Consider the following 19855-nt stretch of genomic DNA (forward strand, 5'->3'; position numbering starts at 1 on the left):
AGCGTACACATTTCGTAAAAAAACAAATGAACAGGGAAAGGGGCAACACACATGAAAATCAAAGCAGCATTAGTAAAGGAAAAGGGCGCACCCTATGAAATTACCGAACTAGAATTGGCCGAGGTCGGATCGAAGGACGTTTTAGTAAAAATCGTCGCGTCTGGACTGTGTCGTTCAGATTACGGAGAAAGAAATGGAAACAGCATCAACTTTCCAAATGTTTTGGGGCACGAAGGTGCAGGGATCGTTGAGCAGGTGGGAAATGCGGTAACTTCCGTGGCACCGGGCGACCACGTGATTCTGTCCTACGCGTATTGCGGGGAATGCAAGCACTGTGTAGAAGGACACCCATCCTCTTGTGAAAAATGGTTTGCGGTGAACAATATCGGGAAAAATCCTCGGGGAGAATTTGTGCTGCACACAGAAGATGGTACAGAGGTCAACAACTTCTTTAATCAATCCTCCTTCTCTACCTATAGCTTGACTGAGGAATCCAATATCGTGAAGGTAGATAAAGACGTGGATCTGCGCTTATTGGGACCATTGGGCTGCGGATTAGGAACAGGAAGCGGTGCGGTCCTGAGTGTCCTGCAACCAAAGGTCGGTGAAGGAATCGCGGTGTTTGGAACGGGAGCGGTTGGTTTCTCAGCGGTCATGGCAGCGAAAATCGCAGGCTGCTACCCGATCGTGGCAATCGACATCAATGACGGTCGTTTGGAAAAAGCGAAGGAATTAGGCGCCAGTCATATTTTCAACAGCAAAGAAAATGATCCGCAAGAATTCATTATGGAATTAACCGACGGAAAAGGGTTGGATTACGTCATCGACTCCACAGGCGTTGGACCTGTGATGACCAAAGCGCTTCACTCCCTCAGCAATTCTGGAACCTTCGTCCCACTAGCGGTTACGCAGAAAAACTTTGAAGTGAATACGTTCTTTGATCTTGTTTTCGGGAATAAAAAGGTTCGCGGGGTATTGATCGGAGATACGATCGCTAAATACCATTTGCCGAATCTGATCGAATTTTACAAACGCGGGGAATTTCCATTTGACCAATTTATTAAATACTATGATTTTGAGAATATCAATCAGGCAGAGGCGGATTCTCTTAGCGGCGAAGTTATCAAAGCAGTGGTGGTGATGGACAAAGAATACCAGCCGCCTAAATGATAGGAGGAGGAGACTATGAAAAAAGGAGACATTATCTGGGTTCTTTTGTTGGCTGGATTACTGGCGTTGTTCGTGATCCCTGTGACGAGAGATCCAATCTTAGCGTCAAGTAGTGCTCATCCTTATATCGGCGGCTTTATCAAGTTCGCGATACTGGCGACGATGGGGGATATCCTAGGCAAGCGGATCGCTTCGGGAAACTATCAATTGTCGCTGCAGGTTTTATTCCGGGCGATCGTTTGGGGAATCATCGGCTGTATGGTAACCCTCGTTTTTCCAGTCTTTATGGGTGGTGCCGGCGCGGCACAGGCAGGAAAACTGCTTCCTTTTGCCGGAGTGACTTTCGTCCAGGCCCTTTGCGGCAGCAGTATTATGAATCTGACCTTTGCCCCTGCGATGAATACCTTCCACCGTGTCATGGACATTTGGATCGAATCAGCAGCGGCTAACGAGCCAGTGACGTTAAAAAAAATCATTGGGAAAATTGATTGGGTGTCCTTTGTGACCTTCAATTGGTTAAAAGTTGGGATCTTCTTCTGGATTCCTGTACACACGATCGTGTTTTTATTACCAGAAAATCTTCGGGTGATCGTCGCTGCTTTTTGTTCGATTGCCTTGGGGATCATTCTCTCCTTTGCCTCGAAAAAGGGGAGCAGTGACCCGAAAGTAGAAGAAAAATTGGCATAAAAATGGGACAATGAAACTCGCAACTCCATAAATAAAAGAAAACCGACTGTTTGATTGCTTTCTACAGTGAAAGAAATCAAGCGTTCGGCTTTCTTTTTGTTTAGGGATTGATATGCAGCTCCATTTCTGGAGCATGGACGATCGTGTCTTTGACTGGACACGTTTTTTCGATAAAAGCCACCAGTGCTTCGATCTCTTCCTCGGTATTGTCCGCATCAATGTAATAGTTGGTAATGATTTTAGAAAAACCGATCTTTACATCCGGTTTGCCCTTTAAACGGTCCGAATCGATCTCACCTAAAATCTCGACCCGCATTGAATGCAGGTTGATCTGTTTTGCTTGATAAAAGAACCGAACGACCATCATTTTGCAGGCGCCCAACGAACAAAGCAGCGCCTCTAATGGATTCATCGCTTCGTTTGTTCCTCCGACACCGGTTGGTTCATCGATCATAAATTCAAATCCGCGAGAAGAGCACTTCAGCCGCATGCCGCCGAGTGATTCAACTTCAGCTTTTAATGTTTGCTTTGTCATGAAACATTCCTCCATTCTTTTACTCAATCATACGGTTTTTATTAAAAAAAATAAATAACTTGTGCAATTTTTCTCAACATTACATTTTTTTACAACTTTTCATTGAAAATATTTTGGAAATCCTGTATGATACCTGTACATTATGGCTTTTGCCAAGAAGGAAGGAACCTTATGAAATCGGATTTATTTATGGAAATTGAAGAAACACCTGCGTCTGAAAACGAAAAGCATGTGAAGCCTCATTCAGACTTGATGGCTCAGTTGGAGTATTCAATCAGTAAAAAAATGGATTTGTTTAATTCGAGTTTGCCTCGTTATGCAGTACGTTCCATGCTTGCATGTCTCTTTTTAGCTTTAGGAACGGCTATTGCTTTTTATATCGCTATTCGAATGCAGGAAGCGATTCCTGGTTTGGAAAAAATGGCGTATGCCTTTATGTTTAGCTGGTCATTGGTCATGATCCTATTTATGAATGCGGAATTAGGGACGTCGAATATGCTGTACACCACGATCGGTGTGTACAAGAAAAAGATGTCCGTCTCTTTTGCGGTGAAATTATTATTTACGTGTATTTTGTTCAATTTGATTGGCGGCGTTCTATGCGGCTATCTATTGTCATTGACCGCTCCTTTTGGACACTTAGAACCAGACAACTATATGTTTACCGGGATCGCGTCTAAGTTGACAAAATCCACTGGTCAAATCTTAGTAGAAGGGATGTTTGCGAATATCGTCGTAAACACTGCCGTTTTAGTCAGTCTGCGAATGAAAGACGATGCAGCGAAGGTCATGGCGATCATCTTCATCATCTTCATCTTTGCCTTTTTAGGTTTTGAGCACGTCATCGCGAATTTCCCAGCATTTTCTTTAGCTTACTTTGCTTCTCATGGAACGATTGCTGAGATGACGGCTGGAAATGTCGCCCACAATCTATTCTTCACGCTGATTGGAAACTTTATCGGCGGCGGATTGGTCATGGGACTTGGTTATGCATGGTTGAATAACACAGAATCAAAATATGTCGATTAGGAAGTATCGGGGATTTTTCCCTGATGCTTTTTTTGTTGCGAAGGAATGAGATGTATCCTATAGTGAAAGAAACGAGCGGGAAAAGGAGGCTTTTTATGACGTTGTATTCAAGTATTTTCACACGAAAATCGACACGTAAGTTCACGGACCAGCCGCTATCAGGAGAGGCATTGGCTGATATCAAAAGCTTTATTCAAACAATCCCTCCCTTAGTGCCAGATGCGGAGATTACCTATAAGATCGTGGGTCCAGAAGAAGTCAAGGGTATGGGGATTCCCAAGGCGCCTCATTATTTTTTGATTTATGGCAAGGAGCAATTTTTAAGAAACACCTGTGCAGGATTTTTGTTTCAGCATGTGGATCTGTATTTGTTTTCCAAAGGGTATGCTTCGCGTTGGCTAGGGATGCTGAAGCCGAAAGAAGCCGAGCCGAATTTCATCATTGGGATGGCCTTTGGGTATCCAGAAAAGGAAGAGAAGCGAACATTAACGGATTTTGACCGCAAGCCGCTGAAGGAAATCTCTGAAGGAACGGATTCTCGCTTAGATGCGGTTCGATTAGCGCCCTCAGGATTAAATGGTCAGCCGTGGTATATTATTGCAAAACCAGGTGTGCTATTTGTATACAGGCAGAAGAAAATCAACGGATTGCCGGGGATCATGTATAAAATGACAGATTTGGATGTAGGGATCGCTCTATGTCATTTAGCTGTAGCGACAGAAGAGAGCGGAAAGAATTTCAACTTTGGAATCACAAAAGGTGCACCGGGCGCTCCAGATGGTTTCCTGTATTTGGGAACAGTCACGTGACACCTCTTCAAAACGATTTGAAGAGGTGGGATGCACTTATCGAATAAGTGAAAGTAAATCTAGCTGCAAAACCTCTTTGACGACAAAAGAGGTTTTTTTGCGGTAAGCGGCAGCGCCACTCTCAAATAGTGCGAAGAGTGTGTTGCCTTCTACATAAATCTGTTCGAGATAAGGGGGCGTCTCGATGATTTTTATGGCTTGGGAAATATCTGAGAAATCAGTGGTTTTATGAATATCAAAAATAAAAATTTGCCCAGGCTGCTTGCCCCAAGATTTTGAAAGAAGCATGAACTGTTTATAAAAGGTCACGCCTTGAATTTTTTTCGGAATCGCCATCGAGCCAAAGGGTGAAGCAAGGGGTGCAAGGTTCGGTGAGTGATTGGAAACATTTGGTTTCTGCGTCAAATTCCCCTCGTCATCAAAGGGGTAGCACACGACAGTTCCACGTTCCTTCAAGGCAAACAAGGCGACCACTAAATACCCATTGTCATAGGTCAAAGCAGAGGCGCGAGGCAGTTCTTTCAAAGGGACTTTTTGTTCATAAGCAATCGGGCCCTGTTTTTCTGAATAGTGTAGGATCGCTTCGAGAGTGATTGCTGCAACCGCCGCGTTTTTTCCAAGTGTATTACTGACCCACAGTTTCCGATGGGTCGGATCATAGGCCAGACCGCCTGCGTGGGGCAGATCCGGCAAGAGGATCGTCTTGAGCTTGGCGCCATTTCGGCGATCCACGACGTAAATGACAGAATGATGTTCGTGGGTGTGACAATAGGCAGAAATCAGCAGATAGTCTTCCGTCAGCGTCAGTCCTTGCGGTGTCATGTCTAAACACGTTGCTTTTTCGCCTTCCCGCGTGATTGAGCGGGCCTTTTTCAAGCCGGGAACAGGGTATGTTTGCTCCTCCGCAGATTGAAAAAACTCTGGGAAAACGCGCCAGACATTTCCGCGGTTAAAGTAACTGCCTGATAAAAAATGGCGCAGCCAAGTGAGTGTTCCAATGTGCATGTTTTTCATCGAACTCGCCTCCAATACATTTATTTTAGCAATATATCGAAAATGGGAACAGTTTTAGGCTCTCATAGAAAAATAGTTGTCAAAAACGGTTGACAAGTTGAAGGATAACGCGTAATATTCAACGAAATAAGCGTCTTACAAAAGAGAAGTAACATAACGAATCCTTTTTCAGAGAGCTGATGGTGCTGCGAATCAGTAAGGAGAATTATGCGAATGGACTTTTGGACGAAGTTTTGAACGTATAGTAGGAACTTCCGGGAACTCCCGATATAGAGTAAGGTCGTTGTTAGACGACTGATTGAGAAATGCCTTGTTTGGCATATCCTTGAGGTGGCACCGTGGATTATCCGCCCTCAGACCAAGTTTATTTGGTCTGAGGGCTTTTTTGTTTTAAAAAAAAGACCACCCTTGAAAAGAGTTTTCCCTCAGATTAATGATAGGCGCATGAATTTGTCCTTCAGAGAAGCATCAATTTAATAAAACAAAAGCATAAACAAGAGAAGTAGCTAGGATAGAAAAAATCACAGAAAGTTTCGGTTGATGAGAAGAAACATTTTTTCCTTAGTGAATGGACTTGTTGGCACGTTCTTGAACTACAGTAGGGAACGACGGGTGCTCCCGTTACAGAGTACGATCGTTGTTAGACGATTAGAGTTGCTGTTTACGAACAGTAAAAAGAGGTGGTACCGTGCTATTTGCGCCCTCAAACCAAAGTTTATTTTTGGTTTGAGGGCTTTTTTTGCGAGTTTATCTTCACGCTTTAGCGTGATTAGAAAAATCGTATGCGTGACGAGAATCAAAGTTACTTTTTCGTTTTTTTGAAAAAGGAACACCCTCAAAACGAGGTAGCTGCGAGTTTATCTTCACGCTTAGTTGTAAATAAAAAACATTTTTCAGTAAAAATCAATCAATAAATAAAGGAGCCTTAAGATGAAAAAAATTAAACAGTTATCTAATAAGAAGCTTGATCCAATCACCATTTTTTATCGCTTGAAGAATCGTGGAACCTGCATCTTTGAACGAAGATCTGAGGTTCAGGATTACGCGATCATCGCATTTGATCCAGTCAAGCTGCTGACTTTTCAAGCGGGAGAATTTCGTATCAACGATGACAAAATTTCGTGTACCGATCCGTTAAAGGAATTGGAAAAACAGGTTCTGATTGATGAGGAGTGTCAGGAGGAACTTCCTTTCCAAGGCGGGGCAATAGGGTATGTTGGTTACGATGTTGCTGCGTGCTACGAAGACATCGGGGAGATACCGAAAGATGAGCTGAATGTACCAGACCTACAATTTTATCTGTATGAATCCTACGTAATTTATGACAAGCAGAAGCAAATCACTACTTTGGTGGTCGGAAACTGCTACAGCGAAGATTCAGAAGCTCGATTAGAAGAGCGAATGGGAAATCTCGAAGAAACGCTTCAACAGGAAATCGAATTGCCAGAGGGGAATCTTCCTCCGTTGACATTCACCAGTAACTTTTCTCAAGGCGAGTTTGAGGCGATCGTCAGGCAAGCGAAGAAACGAATCGTGGAGGGGGACCTCTTCCAAGTCGTTCCTTCCCAACGATTGTCGGCGGCATTCACGAGTGCGCCTTTTGACTATTATCGTCAGTTGAGAAAAAGCAGCCCGTCAGCCTATCTTTACTATTTGGATTTTCCAGATGTTCAGGTTATCGGCAGCTCGCCGGAGAGCCTAGTCACAGTCAAAGGCGATACCGTAACGACGAACCCGATCGCGGGAACGCGAAAACGGGGGGCGGATAAACAGGAGGACGAAGCATTAGCAATCGAGCTGCAAAACGATCCGAAAGAAATCGCGGAGCATCGAATGCTGGTGGATCTTGGCAGAAATGATTTGGGAAAAGTTGCGGTTCGCGGTTCTGTGACGGTGCCGACCTATTTGACCATCGAGCGATACCGCTTCGTTATGCATCTTGTCTCCGTAGTGACAGGAAGGCTACAGCCAGGACGCACCGCGATGGACGCGCTGAAGGCGACTCTGCCAGCCGGAACCGTCAGCGGCGCACCAAAAATTCGAGCAATGACTCGGATTTATCAATTTGAAACGGTCAAACGTTCGATCTATGCAGGAGCGGTCGGATTTTTAGGTGTAGAGGATCAAGCGGATTTCGCCATTGCGATTCGCACGATGGTCATCAAAGACAACAACGCGCATGTGCAAGCCGGGGCAGGAATCGTTTATGATTCTGATCCTACGAGTGAATATTTTGAAACATTGCAAAAAGCCAAAGCATTGATGGAGGTAAGAAAATGATTTTACTTGTCGATAATTACGATTCCTTTACGTATAATCTGGTCCAGCTTTTGCCAGAGGATTTAACTATTTTACGAAACGACGATCCAGAATTATTACGTACCGCAGAGAAGGCTTCCGCGATCGTCCTGTCGCCAGGACCGGGAAAGCCTGAAGAAGCTGGGAAAATTGAACTGCTGATTCGCCGTTTTTATCGCAGAAAACCGATCTTAGGCATTTGTCTCGGACATCAAGCCATCGGTGAAGTGTTCGGTGGAAAAATCATCGGTGCACCCACGATCATGCACGGGAAACAATCACGGGTCTCAGGGGAGCGGCAAGTCATGCGCTACCATTCGCTAATGATCGATCCAGAAGCTGTACCGCAGGATTTAGAAGTAACAGAGAAAGTGGACGGCTGCATCATGGCGATCCGTCACAAAAGGTATCCCGTTTTCGGATTGCAATTCCATCCAGAATCGATCGGAACAGAAGACGGTGCCAGTTACCTTACGCAATTTTTACAGAAAGCAGGGATTTAAATGCAAGAATTATTTGAAAAAGTATATCGCGGCAATGATTTATCCATTCGTGAGATGCAGCAGGTGGGCAAAGCCATTTTTGACCGGCAATTGACCGATAGTCAGATCAGCGGATTGTTGGTAGGGCTGAAAGTAAAAGGCGTTGCGGCGGCTGAATTGACAGGCTTAGCACAAGTCATGCAAGGGAAAGGGACACCCATGATGGCGGCTCCCTCCGGCGTGATGGATAACTGTGGGACCGGCGGCGATCATTCCCACAGCTTCAATATTAGTACGACGGCGGCTTTTGTTTTGGCGGGTGGAGGAATTCCGATGGCGAAGCATGGCAACCGCAGTATTTCCAGTAAATCTGGCAGCGCGGATGTCTTGGAGGCGTTAGGGATTTCGTTAACAGTCAGCCCCGGGAAAATTGATTATTTATTGAAGGAAACAGGTATTGCTTTCTTATTTGCACCGAATTTACACCCAGCGATGGGGGCGGTTATGCACATTCGAAAAGAATTGGCGACGCCCACGATTTTTAATTTATTAGGACCGATCATTAATCCGTACCCGTTGGAACATCAATTGATGGGGACCTATGCAGGAGAAGCCCTTATGGAAACGGCTAAGACTTTGGGACAACTCGGGCGAAAACGCGCCATCGTTGTTCATGGACATGGTGGAATGGATGAAGCGAATCTGGCAGGAGCGACGCATTGCGCGCTGTATCAAAACGGTGCGGTGGAAGAATTTTCTTTTGACCCTGAGGAAGCTGGTTTTCAGCGGGTTCCTCTGGAGGGAATCGTCGGCGGCTCAGTTGAGAGAAACAAAGATATTTTATTATCTGTTTTGCGAGGCGTTCCTTCTGCATATTATGAGACAGTGTTACTGAATGCCGGCTTAGGCTTTTTAGCTAGCGGACGGGTAAAAACATTGGTAGAAGGAATCAAAGAGGCGGAGCAATCCATCCTCTCAGGAGCAGCCTATGATTGTCTCCAGCAATTGATCATGAAACAACAGGAGGTGGCGTAATGGATTTTTTAACCACGATTTTGAAGGAAAAAAAACAGGAGGTCGAGGACCTAGCTTCTGTAGAACCAATGCCTGTTAAGACGCGGCCTTCCTTTTATCAAACCGTCAAAGACCAGCCGGAAACCATGCATGTGATCGGCGAGATCAAACGTGCCTCGCCATCAAAGGGAGATATTAATGAAGAGGTCGATATTTTGAAGCAGGCCAAAGCGTACGAAGCGGCGGGGGTCAGCGCCATTTCAGTATTGACCGATCCTGTCTTTTTCAAGGGACACATCGAAGATCTGGCGGCAGTCGCTCAGACAGTTAATGTGCCGATCCTTTGCAAGGATTTTATCATTGATGTGCGCCAGCTTGAGCGGGCTAAACAGGCTGGGGCGAGCATCGTACTGCTGATCGTCGCCGCCTTGTCCGCCACAAAATTAGCCGCCCTTTATCAAGAAGCAACGGCTCGCGGCTTGGAAGTGCTAGTCGAGGTACACGACGAAGACGAATTGAAGCAGGCGCAGGCAATTGGGGCGAAAATTATCGGTATCAATAACCGTAATTTGAAAACCTTCCACGTGTCAGTGCAAACCAGTCTTGATTTGGTTCAGCCGGAAGGTGAAACGGTTTATATCAGTGAATCTGGTTTTAAAGACAGAGAAGATGTCGAAAAAGTCAGCCAAAGCTTTCATGGAATACTCGTAGGAGAAACACTGATGCGGGCAAGTGATCCAGCAGAAAAAATCGCTGCATTGAGGGTGAAACGAACATGACTCAAATCAAAATCTGCGGGTTAAAAACTCCGGCTGCGATCGAGGCGGCGGTAACTGCCGGGGCAACGTATATAGGGTTTGTCCTTGCAGAAAGTCCTCGTCAAGTAACTCCGCAACAGGTTCGAAAATTAACACAAAATCTGCCAGAGGAAATTCAAAAGGTCGGTGTATTTGTTTCACCGACAAACGAAGCAGTGGAGGACATCATCGCGGAAGCGGGATTAGACATGGTCCAGATCCACGGGCCAACGAATATAACAAAGCTTTCTCGACCAATCATTCGAGCCTTTGGCAGTAACGAAGCTGAAACGATGACTTACGGGCAATATCCGTTTTATTTATTGGATGCCCCGCCCGCCAAGCTGATGGGAGGGAATGGCTGCACATTTGATTGGCAATTAATTGATCAGCGAAATCTTCCGAAAGAAAAACTTTGGCTAGCGGGAGGATTAACTGCTGAAAATGTGGGTGAAGCCATTCAGTATTTTCATCCGCGTGTCGTGGATGTCTCCAGCGGCGTAGAGACGGCAGGAGAAAAGGACTTGGCTAAAATCCAGCAATTTTGTGACGCTGTAAAAAGAACAATACGAAACTAAAAATAAACCACAAAAAAATAAAAACAGGAGTGATTAGATGTATCAAGAACCCAATGAAGCAGGTTTTTACGGAGAATACGGCGGGAAGTTTGTTCCAGAAACCTTGATGTACGCGGTGAAGGAATTGGAGGAAACCTACGAGTCTTCAAAAAAAGATCCCGCTTTTCAAGAAGAACTGGATTATTATTTGAAGCAATACGTAGGCCGTGAGAATCCTCTTTACTTTGCGGAGCGCTTGACTCGTGAGCTGGGGGGCGCAAAGATTTATTTAAAACGGGAAGACTTGAATCATACAGGAGCCCACAAAATCAATAACGCTCTTGGACAGGTGCTGCTGGCAAAACGAATGGGCAAACGCAAAGTCGTAGCTGAAACAGGCGCGGGCCAGCATGGCGTAGCAACAGCAACCGCAGCGGCACTTTTCGGTATGGAGTGCACGATCTTCATGGGGGAAGTCGATGTGAAGCGTCAAGCCTTGAATGTTTTTCGGATGGAGCTGTTAGGTGCCAAGGTAGAAAGCGTCACTTCTGGCAGCAAGACCTTGAAGGATGCGGTGAATGAGGCGCTGCGTTATTGGGTGGCGACGGTAGAGGACACGCATTATGTGATGGGCTCTGTTTTAGGTCCGCATCCGTTTCCCGAGATCGTACGTGACTATCAAAGTGTGATCGGAATCGAGACTCGCAGACAAATCATGGAGGCAGAGGACCGCTTGCCCGATTTAGTGATCGCCTGTGTCGGCGGCGGCAGCAATGCGATGGGGATGTTTTATCCATTTATTGAAGACGAAGATGTTCGTTTGATGGGGGTGGAGGCTTCAGGGCACGGCTTGGACACGGAAGAGCATGCGGCTTCCATCAATAAAGGCAGTGTCGGCATTTTACATGGGGCTAAGATGCATCTACTGCAGGACGACGACGGACAAGTGCTGGAGGCTTTCTCGATTTCGGCTGGGTTGGATTATCCCGGTATTGGGCCAGAGCATTCCTACTTGCATACTATCGGTCGGGCGGAATATGCGGCGATCGACGATGAGGAAGCGGTGGAAGCCTTCCATTATTTATCACGTTTAGAGGGCATCATTCCGGCGTTGGAAAGTTCTCATGCGTTGGCTCAAGTTATGAAGGTCGCACCAACGATGAGTAAGGAACAGATTCTTGTGATGAATCTTTCTGGTCGTGGAGACAAAGATGTCCAGCAAATCAAAGAACGAATGGAGGCAGCAGAATGAAACCTTTAACTAAGACGTTAAAAAGCCGAGGAGAAACGGAAAAACTATTTGTGCCCTACATCATGGCTGGCGCACAGGGATTGGATAAATTGGAAGAAGAAATCGAGATGCTGGCGGAACAAGGTGCAGCGGCGATCGAATTGGGCGTGCCCTTTTCCGATCCAGTTGCGGATGGACCGACGATTCAAGCTGCTGGGCTACGAGCTTTTGCTCAGCAAGTAACCTTAAAGAAGCTGATCGCGAAGCTGCAAAACATGCGTTCAAGTGTCCCGCTGATCTTGATGGGCTACAGCAATTCTTTTTTCCATTATGGTATCAAGGAGCTGGTAGAAGAGTTGAAGGAGACGGATGTCCAAGGCTTTATCATTCCTGATCTTCCTTATGAACACCGGGATCTAGTGGCTCCTGATCTAGGAGATATGGCTCTGCTGACGCTGGTATCCTTGACGAGTCCAAAGGAGCGGATCGAGGAATTGACAAAGGATGCGGAAGGCTTTATCTACGCGGTCACAGTCAACGGCATCACCGGAACGGATCAACACTTCCGCCAAGATCTGATGGACCATTTGGCTACTGTCAAAGCTGTTAGTACGATTCCTGTGTTGGCTGGCTTCGGAATCTCGACCAAGGAACAGGTACAAAATTTCCAAGAAGTCTGTGATGGGGTGGTGATCGGTTCAAAAATCGTTCGTTCATTAGAAGAACAGGGAACTGAAAAAACAGGAGAACTGGTGGCGAAAATCTTTGAATAGGGTTTCGTTTGGTGTTTATTTTTATTAGCGTTATACTTGAGATACCATGAAAAGGGAGAGTGTTTCAAGTATGACAAAGAGAGTAAAAGGTTCATGTACCAGTATTTTAGTCGGAAAGAAAGCATCGATCGATGGCTCAACTATGATTTCAAGGAACGATGATGGGCATGAAGCATTAGACCCACAACGTTTTGTGGTCGTTCAACCAGAAGACCAACCAAGATCTTATCAATCTGTGATCAGCGGAGTAACGATTGAATTGCCTGACAATCCAATGCGTTACACATCTATGCCAAACTCGATCTTAACGAACGGCATTTGGCCCGCAGCAGGGATCAATAGCGAGAATATCGCCATGTCTGCGACAGAAACAATCACGACAAATCCACGAATCCAAGGACTTGATCCTTATGTTGAAGGCGGCATCGGTGAAGAAGATATCGTGACATTGGTCTTGCCATACATCCACAGCGCCAAAGAAGGCGTGGAACGGATGGGCTTTTTATTGGAGGAATACGGCACTTATGAACCAAACGGTATCGCTTTTTCTGATAAAGAAGAAGTATGGTGGTTGGAAACGATCGGTGGTCATCATTGGGCAGCCGTACGTATCCCAGATGATGCTTACGTCGTTGCACCAAACAGAATGAACATTGATCACTTTGATTTTGATTCCGCAGATACTTTATGTTCAAAGGATTTAAAGGCATTGATCGATGACAATCAGTTGAATCCAGATTTTGATGGCTACAACTTGCGTCATATTTTTGGCAGCTCTTCTATTAAAGATACGGTTTACAACAATCCTCGGGCATGGTATGGCCAAAAATATTTCACACCAGATGTAGAACAAGAAGTTATGGATCAAGATTTACCATTTATCTGTCGGGCAAACCGTAAGATTTCTATCGAAGATGTAAAATTTGTCTTGAGTTCTCACTTCGAAAACACGGAATTTGACCCTTACGGTGATGGTACAGAAGTTGAAAAAACGAAATTACGTCCAATCGGGATCAACCGTAACCACAACGTCCACATTTTGCAAATTCGCAACAATGTACCAGCTGAAATTGCTGGGGTTCATTGGTTGGCTTATGGGGCAAATACCTTCAATACAGTGGTGCCTTTCTACTCCAATGTCAACGACACACCGTCATGCTACAAAGATGCGACGGGAACTTTTGATATGAACAATATGTATTGGTTGAGCTGTGCGACTGCGTTGCTTGGGGATACAGATTACGACTTTTATGTAGATTTCCGCAACACCTTTGAATTAGAAGCAATGTCCGCTTACCACGTGATCCAAAACGAAACGGATAAAGCAGCAGCAGGTGAAAAAGACGTTCAAGGCTTCCTAGCAGCAGCCAACGAAAAATTGGCGGATGAATCCTTCAAGCGTCAAACAAAATTATTTGGCGATATGGTCATCTCAGGCTCAGAGCATATGAAATTACGGTACAACTTGAATGACTAATTGACTGAATCAAAACAAGGGACTTTCACAAATCTGAAAGTCCCTTTTTTTTGTGTGAAAAATCGTTGATGATCAACTTCACCTAACTGTTTTTTCATCGTTAATACGTTCGTACTTCAGGCGGAGTGTACTCTTGGATAAATTCACTGATTTCATTGAGTGAATTGGAAAAAAGTGTTTTTTCTCTGTCTTGAGTTGAAAGAAAGCCACTTTTGACCATATGATCGTACAGATCTTTTAATGGGTCATAGAAGCCATTTTCGTTAAATAGCACACAGGGGTTGGGATTTTGACCGACTCTTGACCAAGAGATCATCTCAGTTATTTCTTCTAAAGTACCAGGTCCGCCAGGAAGGGCAATACAGGCATCGCCTAAATCCAACATCTTTTGCTTTCTTTCAGACATAGTATCGACCGTGTACATTTTTGTCAGATTGGGGTGTGCCAATTCTCTATTCCTTAAAAAAGTTGGAATGACACCGATCACTTCACCATTTTTTGCAATCACTGAATCAGCGATGATCCCCATCAATCCAGCCTTTCCGCCTCCATATATTAATGTATGTTTTTGTTCAGCGATCCATCCGCCAAGTTTTTCGGCAGCCTGCTGATAGATAGGATCATTCCCGCTGCTGGCGCCACAATAAACAACAATATTCAATTTCTTTCAACCCTTCCTTTTGCATTTAAATTAGTATACCATAGAGTCAGAACTTACGTTCGTAAAAGGGGGGAGCATGATGGAATTGAATGAGTATCAAGCATGGATCAGTGAATTTTATAAAAAACGAAATTGGTACCAGTATGATCCGTTTATTCGAGCAAATTTTTTAGCAGAAGAAGTGGGTGAGGTAAGTCGCGCAATTCGAACGATTGAAATTGGCAGAGACCGTCCAGATGAGGAATCCTCAGATTTTCCAACACAATTAGAGAATTTGACAGAAGAATTGGGGGATGTGCTGGACAACATAGTTATTCTCGCAGACAAATATGGAATTTCATTTCAAGAGATCATGTCTGCCCACAAACAAAAATTGTCACAGCGCTATGATGTTTAAAGAAGGCTTTAGGTTCTTTTAACGATGCGCTTATAGCGAATAAAAGGTTCCGTTAGCCAATGTCAAAGATTCTGGCATCTGATTTTGACCCAGTTGTCACAAAAACAAGCTTTCATTATCTGACAATTTCTTTATTCTGTCAGAAAAAAGCTATACCTATCAAAAATACCCGATATAAGAAAGCATAAATTGATTTTGATTTACTACGGAAGTTCTTTGATTACTATGCAGAGACTCTATGGATAAGTCGTCTCCCGCTGGAAATCAACCTGTACCTGTTATACTGAAAAAATAGAAAACGGATACGCAGTATTTTCCAGATAGATGGAAGGGGAGAAACGAACAATGAAAAAAGCAGTCTTGATTGTCAATCCTAGTTCTGGGAATGAAGAGGCTAAGAAATATAAAGACCGTGCCCAACAGAAATTGCAGCAATTTTATGAGGAAGTCGAAGTTCTTGAAACGGAGCAGGAGGGAGACGCGACGGCGTTTTCCAGAAAAGCCGCAGAAGAAGAGGTCGATAGTGTTTTTGCGATGGGCGGGGATGGCACGGTCAATGAAGCGATCAGCGGATTGGCGGAACAGCCGTATCGTCCAACATTCGGCTTTTTCCCGTTAGGAACGGTGAATGATTTAGGTCGTTCGCTGAATATTCCGATGGACCCTGAAGAGGCGATCGATTCTTTTGACCCTAAGCGAAAAACAGCGCTAGACATTGGAAAGCTCAATGACGACTATTTTATGAATATCGTTTCGGTGGGAAGTATACCTGAAGCCATTAGTGACGTAGACGTGGAAGAAAAGACAAAATTTGGGAAATTGGCTTACTTTGTGAATGGCGTCAAAGAAGTCTTTAACGATGGAAACTATCATTTCGTATTGGAAATTGATGGCGAGAGCACCGAGATCGACAGCAGCGCGGTGGTGATCGTTTTGACACGGACCATTGGCGGCTTTACCCACATCGTTCCTGAAGCAAAAAACAATGACGGAAAATTATACCTGCTGTATTTGAAGGATCAGAGCATTGCCGATCGACTGAAAAGTGTACCGGATATTATCAGAGGTATCGATGAATCGACAGAAAATATCGGGTACACTCCCTTTACTGAAGGCCGTCTGGAAGTAAAAGAATCCGCGGACCTGCACCCAAGTGTGGATGGCGACGAAGGGCCTGAACTGCCCTTGTCATTCAAAGTATTGCCGCAGCATATCGAAGTCTATTGCGGTAGGGAGTAAGTAACCAATTAACGTGCACCAACACCCAGCAATCAACTGCCGGGTGTTTTTTTCGTTCACAGAATTTTAGGCGGAAGTTTGGTTCTTTCTATCCTTTGTAAAGTATACTGAACTAAATGCAATATATAGTTTACAAAATGTTTGCTATAAGCTACAATGAAATCGTAGAAATGAAAAGGGAGGATTGTGTTGAAAAGTGAAAAATAAGCGAATAAAGATCGCGAGATTGGAAAATGACATGAGCCAAGAGGATTTGGCGAATTCCATTGGTGTGACCAGACAGACCATCGGATTGATCGAAGCGGGAAAGTACAATCCGACATTAAAGCTGTGTATCGCCATTTGTAAAACACTCAACAAAACATTAAACGATTTATTTTGGGAGGAATCATAAGATGAGAATGCATAAAAAAGTCCGGGATGAACGGATCACGCAGTTAAATAATCAGCTTCAAAGTGAGGCGTTCATTTTAGTGAGTACGTTGGTAATGCTGTCAATTTTTATTAAGGCATACCTCATGAATCAGCCGGTCTCCGAGTATATGACAGAATTGATCGTCTTAATCGTGTCGGCGTTTTATCTGGCGATCAGAGGTTCTTTTGCAGGTTATAGCACGACAAGTAATCCGAAAACGAGAAAAAAAGTATGGTCAGCAGTGATTATCGGCATAAGTATCGTAATCTCAATGATCAATGGAGTAAAAAATTATTCCATGTACGGCGAAAAGTATACTGGGATTTTTGATGGTCATTTCTTAGCAGTGTTGGGGATTACATTTCTTTCATCCTTGGTATTTACTGCTGTAATGATTGGGGTTATATTCTCCATTGAGGAATACGGACAAAAGCGCTTAGAAAAGAAATTGGACGACGAAGATTAGTTTAACAAAATCGATCCTTGAAACGGGGATCGTTTTTTATTTTTTTCTTTTAATAAGAATTATTCCTGTCCCTCAAATTTCTCATCTGAAATTGGCTATAAAAATAGCTTTTTAGTGAGATTCTTAAAAAGGAAAACGAATACATAGCCTTGTTATGACCAAAAGTCTGTGTAAATTTTCTTTGAAATAGTTATTTTCCTCTTTTCTCAAATTTCATCAATAAAAAGCGCTTAAGCTGAACATTTGGCAATTTATTCCTTAAGGACTATAGTTATTCCAGAGGGTATTTTATTTTTAGTTTTGTTATTCACAACAGTAGGGGAGGAATTAAAATGGATATAGTGACGTTGGCCCGTTTTCAGTTCGCCATGACAACGGTTTTTCACTTTTTTTTCGTGCCGTTCTCAATTGGGATGGTATTAGTTGTTGCCATTATGGAAACATTATTTGTTAAAACGAAAAATGAAAAATACCGTGAATTGGCGAAATTTTGGGGAAACATTTTCCTATTAAGTTTTGCGGTAGGCGTCGTGACCGGGATCATCCAAGAGTTTCAATTTGGAATGAACTGGTCAGATTATTCACGGTTCGTCGGAGATATTTTTGGCGCGCCATTAGCAGTAGAGGCATTATTGGCCTTCTTTTTGGAGTCCACATTCTTGGGACTCTGGATTTTCACGTGGGATCGGGTAAAACCGCTCATGCATGTCACCTTTATTTGGTTAGTTACTCTAGCTTCGATGTTATCTGCTTTCTGGATTTTAGCGGCAAATAGTTTTATGCAGCATCCAGTTGGCTATGCCCTTCGTAACGGTCGAGCAGAGATGATTGATTTTGGTGCTGTGATTGGAAATCCTAAAGTGTGGTATGAATTTGGTCACGTCATCGCGGCTGCGATCACGATGGGCGGAATGATTGCTGCGGGACTTGCGGCTTTCCAATTATTGAAGCGCAAGGACCAAAAAATGCGGGAGTTTTTCATGAAATCGATGCGTATTGGTTTAGTGATTACATTGTTTGGCTCGGTCTTAGTTTTAGGCGCGGGCGACGCGCAAATGAAGGCTTTGATCGAAGGTCAGCCAATGAAGTTTGCGGCGATGGAAGGTACCTATGAGGATACTGGGGATCCAGCCGCATGGACGTTGATCGCTTGGGACAACGAACGGGAGCACAAGCAGGTCTTTGGCGTACAGATCCCGTACATGTTGAGCATTCTTTCTTATAATAAACCCTCTGGTTCTATTAAAGGGATGGATACCATCAACAAAGAATTGGTCAAAAAATACGGGGATCGGAATTATTACCCACCAGTCAATGTCTTGTTCTGGAATTTCCGGATCATGGCAGGCTTTGGAATGCTGATGCTGTTAGTATCCATCATGGGCTTGTTCTTTACCCGCAAGAAAAATCCTATTTTATATGAGAAGCGCTGGATGCTTTGGGTGATGGGACTTTGTACTTTCGCACCTTTCCTAGCAAATACAGCGGGTTGGCTAGTGACGGAATTGGGTCGTTATCCTTGGACTGTCTATGGCTTGTTTACGATCGAAGACAGTGTGTCGCCTAATGTGTCGGTCACCTCGCTATTGATCTCAAACATCATTTACTTCTTATTATTCTCAGGATTAGCGGTTACGATGATCTATTTGGTGAGACGCGAATTGAACAAAGGACCTGGTCTTGATCAAATGAATGAAGATACTGGCTCTGTTGATCCTTTTGATAAGGGGGCGTTCACACATGAGTAGTTTACAATTATTATGGTTCGTGTTAATCGGTATTTTGTTTTCAGGCTTTTTCTTCTTTGAAGGTTTTGACTTTGGTGTCGGGATGTCGGTGCAATCATTGGCACACGACGAAGGAGAGAAGGACCAGATCGTTGAAACGATCGGACCTGTTTGGGACGGCAATGAGGTGTGGCTGTTAACCGCGGGCGGGGCGATGTTCGCTTCTTTCCCTTATTGGTATGCGTCACTCTTCAGCGGCTACTACTTGATTTTGTTTATCATTCTTTTTGGCCTGATCATTCGCGGCGTTTCTTTTGAATTCCGCAGTCATATGCCAAAAGAGCGTAAACAGCTATGGAATTGGACATTGAGTATTGGCAGCTTTATCGTGCCCTTCTTCTTTGGTGTTTTGTTTATCAGTATGATTCAAGGGATGCCGATCGATGGGAATGGCAACATGACCGCGACGTTTACAGACTACATCAATCTTTATTCGATCGTAGGCGGCGTAGCGCTGACATTGTTGTGCTACTTACACGGCTTGAATTACATCGCGCTGCGTACAGAAGGTCCGATTCGTTACCGCGCGAAGAATTATGCGCAAATGCTTTATGGCGTGCTTTATTTTGGATTAGTGGCTTTTGCGGTATTGATGTATATCAAAACCGATTTCTTCCAAAATAATTTTGCCGTGACGTTGGGCTTGCTAGCGTTGATCGTTGTACTTACTGTGATCGCAAATGTTTCTGTCTTTAGAAACAAAGAAATGATCGCCTTTATTACAAGCGGTTTGACATTGATCGTGCTGGTCGCATTGTTGTTCAGCGGATTGTTCCCACGGCTATTGATCAGTTCGATCCCTGGCAATGATCTATTGATCCAAAATGCCTCATCTAGCCCGTATACGTTGAAGATCATGTCCTATATTTCTTTGACGATCTTGCCATTTGTCCTAGCATATACGGCTTGGTCGTACTATATTTTCCGCAAACGGATCAAGAATCCACATGAAATCACTAATACTGCTCTAAGCAGTGGCGAAGGTCGTTCGTATTAATCAAAAGAGTCATTTCAATT

At 44.2% G+C, this 19855-nt stretch carries 21 protein-coding genes and 2 other annotated features; of the genes, 18 read left to right on the plus strand and 3 right to left on the minus strand.

The features are described from left to right. Positions 1–51: 51 nt before the first annotated feature. A complete protein-coding gene (locus A5868_RS15885; RefSeq protein WP_086304758.1) occupies positions 52–1170 on the plus strand; it encodes an NAD(P)-dependent alcohol dehydrogenase in 1119 nt (372 codons plus the stop codon). A gap of 15 nt (positions 1171–1185) precedes the next feature. Continuing rightward, positions 1186–1857 carry an Mpv17/PMP22 family protein gene (locus A5868_RS15890; RefSeq protein ID WP_010779311.1) on the plus strand — a complete coding sequence of 224 codons (672 nt, stop codon included), beginning with the start codon at positions 1186–1188 and terminating at the stop codon, positions 1855–1857. Between the two features lie 100 nt (positions 1858–1957). Here the strand turns inward: A5868_RS15890 and A5868_RS15895 are convergent, their stop codons facing one another. After that, a complete protein-coding gene (locus A5868_RS15895) occupies positions 1958–2392 on the minus strand; it encodes an OsmC family protein (protein ID WP_086304760.1) in 435 nt (144 codons plus the stop codon). A 231-nt stretch (positions 2393–2623) separates the two neighbouring features. Between A5868_RS15895 and A5868_RS15900 the strand changes: the two genes are divergently transcribed. Together A5868_RS15900 and A5868_RS15905 are read left to right on the plus strand one after the other, a co-directional pair. Continuing rightward, on the plus strand, positions 2624–3421 hold the full coding sequence (locus tag A5868_RS15900; RefSeq protein ID WP_374044137.1) for a formate/nitrite transporter family protein: 798 nt from the start codon (positions 2624–2626) through the stop codon (positions 3419–3421). Between the two features lie 95 nt (positions 3422–3516). Continuing rightward, on the plus strand, positions 3517–4230 hold the full coding sequence (locus tag A5868_RS15905; protein WP_086304764.1) for a nitroreductase family protein: 714 nt from the start codon (positions 3517–3519) through the stop codon (positions 4228–4230). 36 nt (positions 4231–4266) lie between these two features. Here A5868_RS15905 and A5868_RS15910 read toward each other — a convergent pair whose 3' ends face one another. After that, entirely contained in the window at positions 4267–5244 is a 978-nt protein-coding gene (locus tag A5868_RS15910; protein ID WP_086304766.1) for a YncE family protein, read from the minus strand. A gap of 126 nt (positions 5245–5370) precedes the next feature. After that, positions 5371–5602, plus strand: a binding site (T-box leader). 123 nt (positions 5603–5725) lie between these two features. Next, positions 5726–5952 (plus strand) — a binding site (T-box leader). Between the two features lie 222 nt (positions 5953–6174). Between A5868_RS15910 and trpE the strand changes: the two genes are divergently transcribed. The 8 genes from trpE (at position 6175) to A5868_RS15950 (ending at position 13873) form a co-directional block, all read left to right on the plus strand. Further along, positions 6175–7524: an anthranilate synthase component I gene (gene trpE, locus A5868_RS15915; RefSeq protein ID WP_086304768.1), complete on the plus strand. Its 1350-nt coding sequence runs from the start codon at positions 6175–6177 to the stop codon at positions 7522–7524. Continuing rightward, positions 7521–8045, plus strand: coding sequence for an anthranilate synthase component II (locus A5868_RS15920; protein WP_086304770.1), 525 nt, complete (start codon positions 7521–7523; stop codon positions 8043–8045). The genes trpE and A5868_RS15920 overlap by 4 nt, the downstream gene beginning before the upstream one ends. Next, entirely contained in the window at positions 8046–9059 is a 1014-nt protein-coding gene (gene trpD, locus A5868_RS15925) for an anthranilate phosphoribosyltransferase (RefSeq protein ID WP_086304772.1), read from the plus strand. Further along, positions 9059–9817 carry an indole-3-glycerol phosphate synthase TrpC gene (gene trpC / locus A5868_RS15930; RefSeq protein ID WP_086304774.1) on the plus strand — a complete coding sequence of 253 codons (759 nt, stop codon included), beginning with the start codon at positions 9059–9061 and terminating at the stop codon, positions 9815–9817. The genes trpD and trpC overlap by 1 nt, the downstream gene beginning before the upstream one ends. Further along, a complete protein-coding gene (locus tag A5868_RS15935; RefSeq protein ID WP_086304776.1) occupies positions 9814–10413 on the plus strand; it encodes a phosphoribosylanthranilate isomerase in 600 nt (199 codons plus the stop codon). The genes trpC and A5868_RS15935 overlap by 4 nt, the downstream gene beginning before the upstream one ends. Before the next feature lie 37 nt (positions 10414–10450). Next, the gene (trpB, locus tag A5868_RS15940; RefSeq protein ID WP_086304777.1) at positions 10451–11644 is read left to right on the plus strand and encodes a tryptophan synthase subunit beta; all 1194 of its coding nucleotides are present in this window, start codon (positions 10451–10453) and stop codon (positions 11642–11644) included. Further along, positions 11641–12396 carry a tryptophan synthase subunit alpha gene (gene trpA / locus A5868_RS15945; protein ID WP_086304779.1) on the plus strand — a complete coding sequence of 252 codons (756 nt, stop codon included), beginning with the start codon at positions 11641–11643 and terminating at the stop codon, positions 12394–12396. Before trpB ends, trpA begins: the two co-directional genes overlap by 4 nt. 70 nt (positions 12397–12466) lie before the next feature. Next, positions 12467–13873 (plus strand): C69 family dipeptidase, encoded by a 1407-nt coding sequence (locus A5868_RS15950; RefSeq protein WP_086304781.1) that lies wholly within the window; start codon positions 12467–12469, stop codon positions 13871–13873. A 100-nt stretch (positions 13874–13973) separates the two neighbouring features. Here A5868_RS15950 and A5868_RS15955 read toward each other — a convergent pair whose 3' ends face one another. After that, entirely contained in the window at positions 13974–14534 is a 561-nt protein-coding gene (locus A5868_RS15955; RefSeq protein WP_086304783.1) for a TIGR00730 family Rossman fold protein, read from the minus strand. Between the two features lie 79 nt (positions 14535–14613). Between A5868_RS15955 and A5868_RS15960 the strand changes: the two genes are divergently transcribed. The 6 genes from A5868_RS15960 to cydB all read left to right on the plus strand — a co-directional run bounded on the left by A5868_RS15960 (position 14614) and on the right by cydB (position 19835). Continuing rightward, positions 14614–14931 carry a MazG nucleotide pyrophosphohydrolase domain-containing protein gene (locus tag A5868_RS15960; RefSeq protein ID WP_086304785.1) on the plus strand — a complete coding sequence of 106 codons (318 nt, stop codon included), beginning with the start codon at positions 14614–14616 and terminating at the stop codon, positions 14929–14931. Between the two features lie 345 nt (positions 14932–15276). Next, positions 15277–16170 carry a diacylglycerol/lipid kinase family protein gene (locus A5868_RS15965; protein ID WP_086304787.1) on the plus strand — a complete coding sequence of 298 codons (894 nt, stop codon included), beginning with the start codon at positions 15277–15279 and terminating at the stop codon, positions 16168–16170. 196 nt (positions 16171–16366) lie between these two features. Continuing rightward, positions 16367–16564 carry a helix-turn-helix transcriptional regulator gene (locus tag A5868_RS15970; RefSeq protein ID WP_086304789.1) on the plus strand — a complete coding sequence of 66 codons (198 nt, stop codon included), beginning with the start codon at positions 16367–16369 and terminating at the stop codon, positions 16562–16564. Between the two features lies 1 nt (position 16565). Further along, positions 16566–17051: a DUF6773 family protein gene (locus A5868_RS15975; protein ID WP_086304791.1), complete on the plus strand. Its 486-nt coding sequence runs from the start codon at positions 16566–16568 to the stop codon at positions 17049–17051. A gap of 332 nt (positions 17052–17383) precedes the next feature. Then, positions 17384–18799: a cytochrome ubiquinol oxidase subunit I gene (locus tag A5868_RS15980; protein ID WP_010779292.1), complete on the plus strand. Its 1416-nt coding sequence runs from the start codon at positions 17384–17386 to the stop codon at positions 18797–18799. Then, entirely contained in the window at positions 18792–19835 is a 1044-nt protein-coding gene (gene cydB, locus A5868_RS15985) for a cytochrome d ubiquinol oxidase subunit II (protein WP_010779291.1), read from the plus strand. Before A5868_RS15980 ends, cydB begins: the two co-directional genes overlap by 8 nt. The last annotated feature ends 20 nt before the right edge of the window (positions 19836–19855 follow it).

Origin of the sequence: Enterococcus sp. 12F9_DIV0723, assembly GCF_002174375.1 — a bacterium.
GTDB lineage: Bacteria > Bacillota > Bacilli > Lactobacillales > Enterococcaceae > Enterococcus_A > Enterococcus_A gilvus.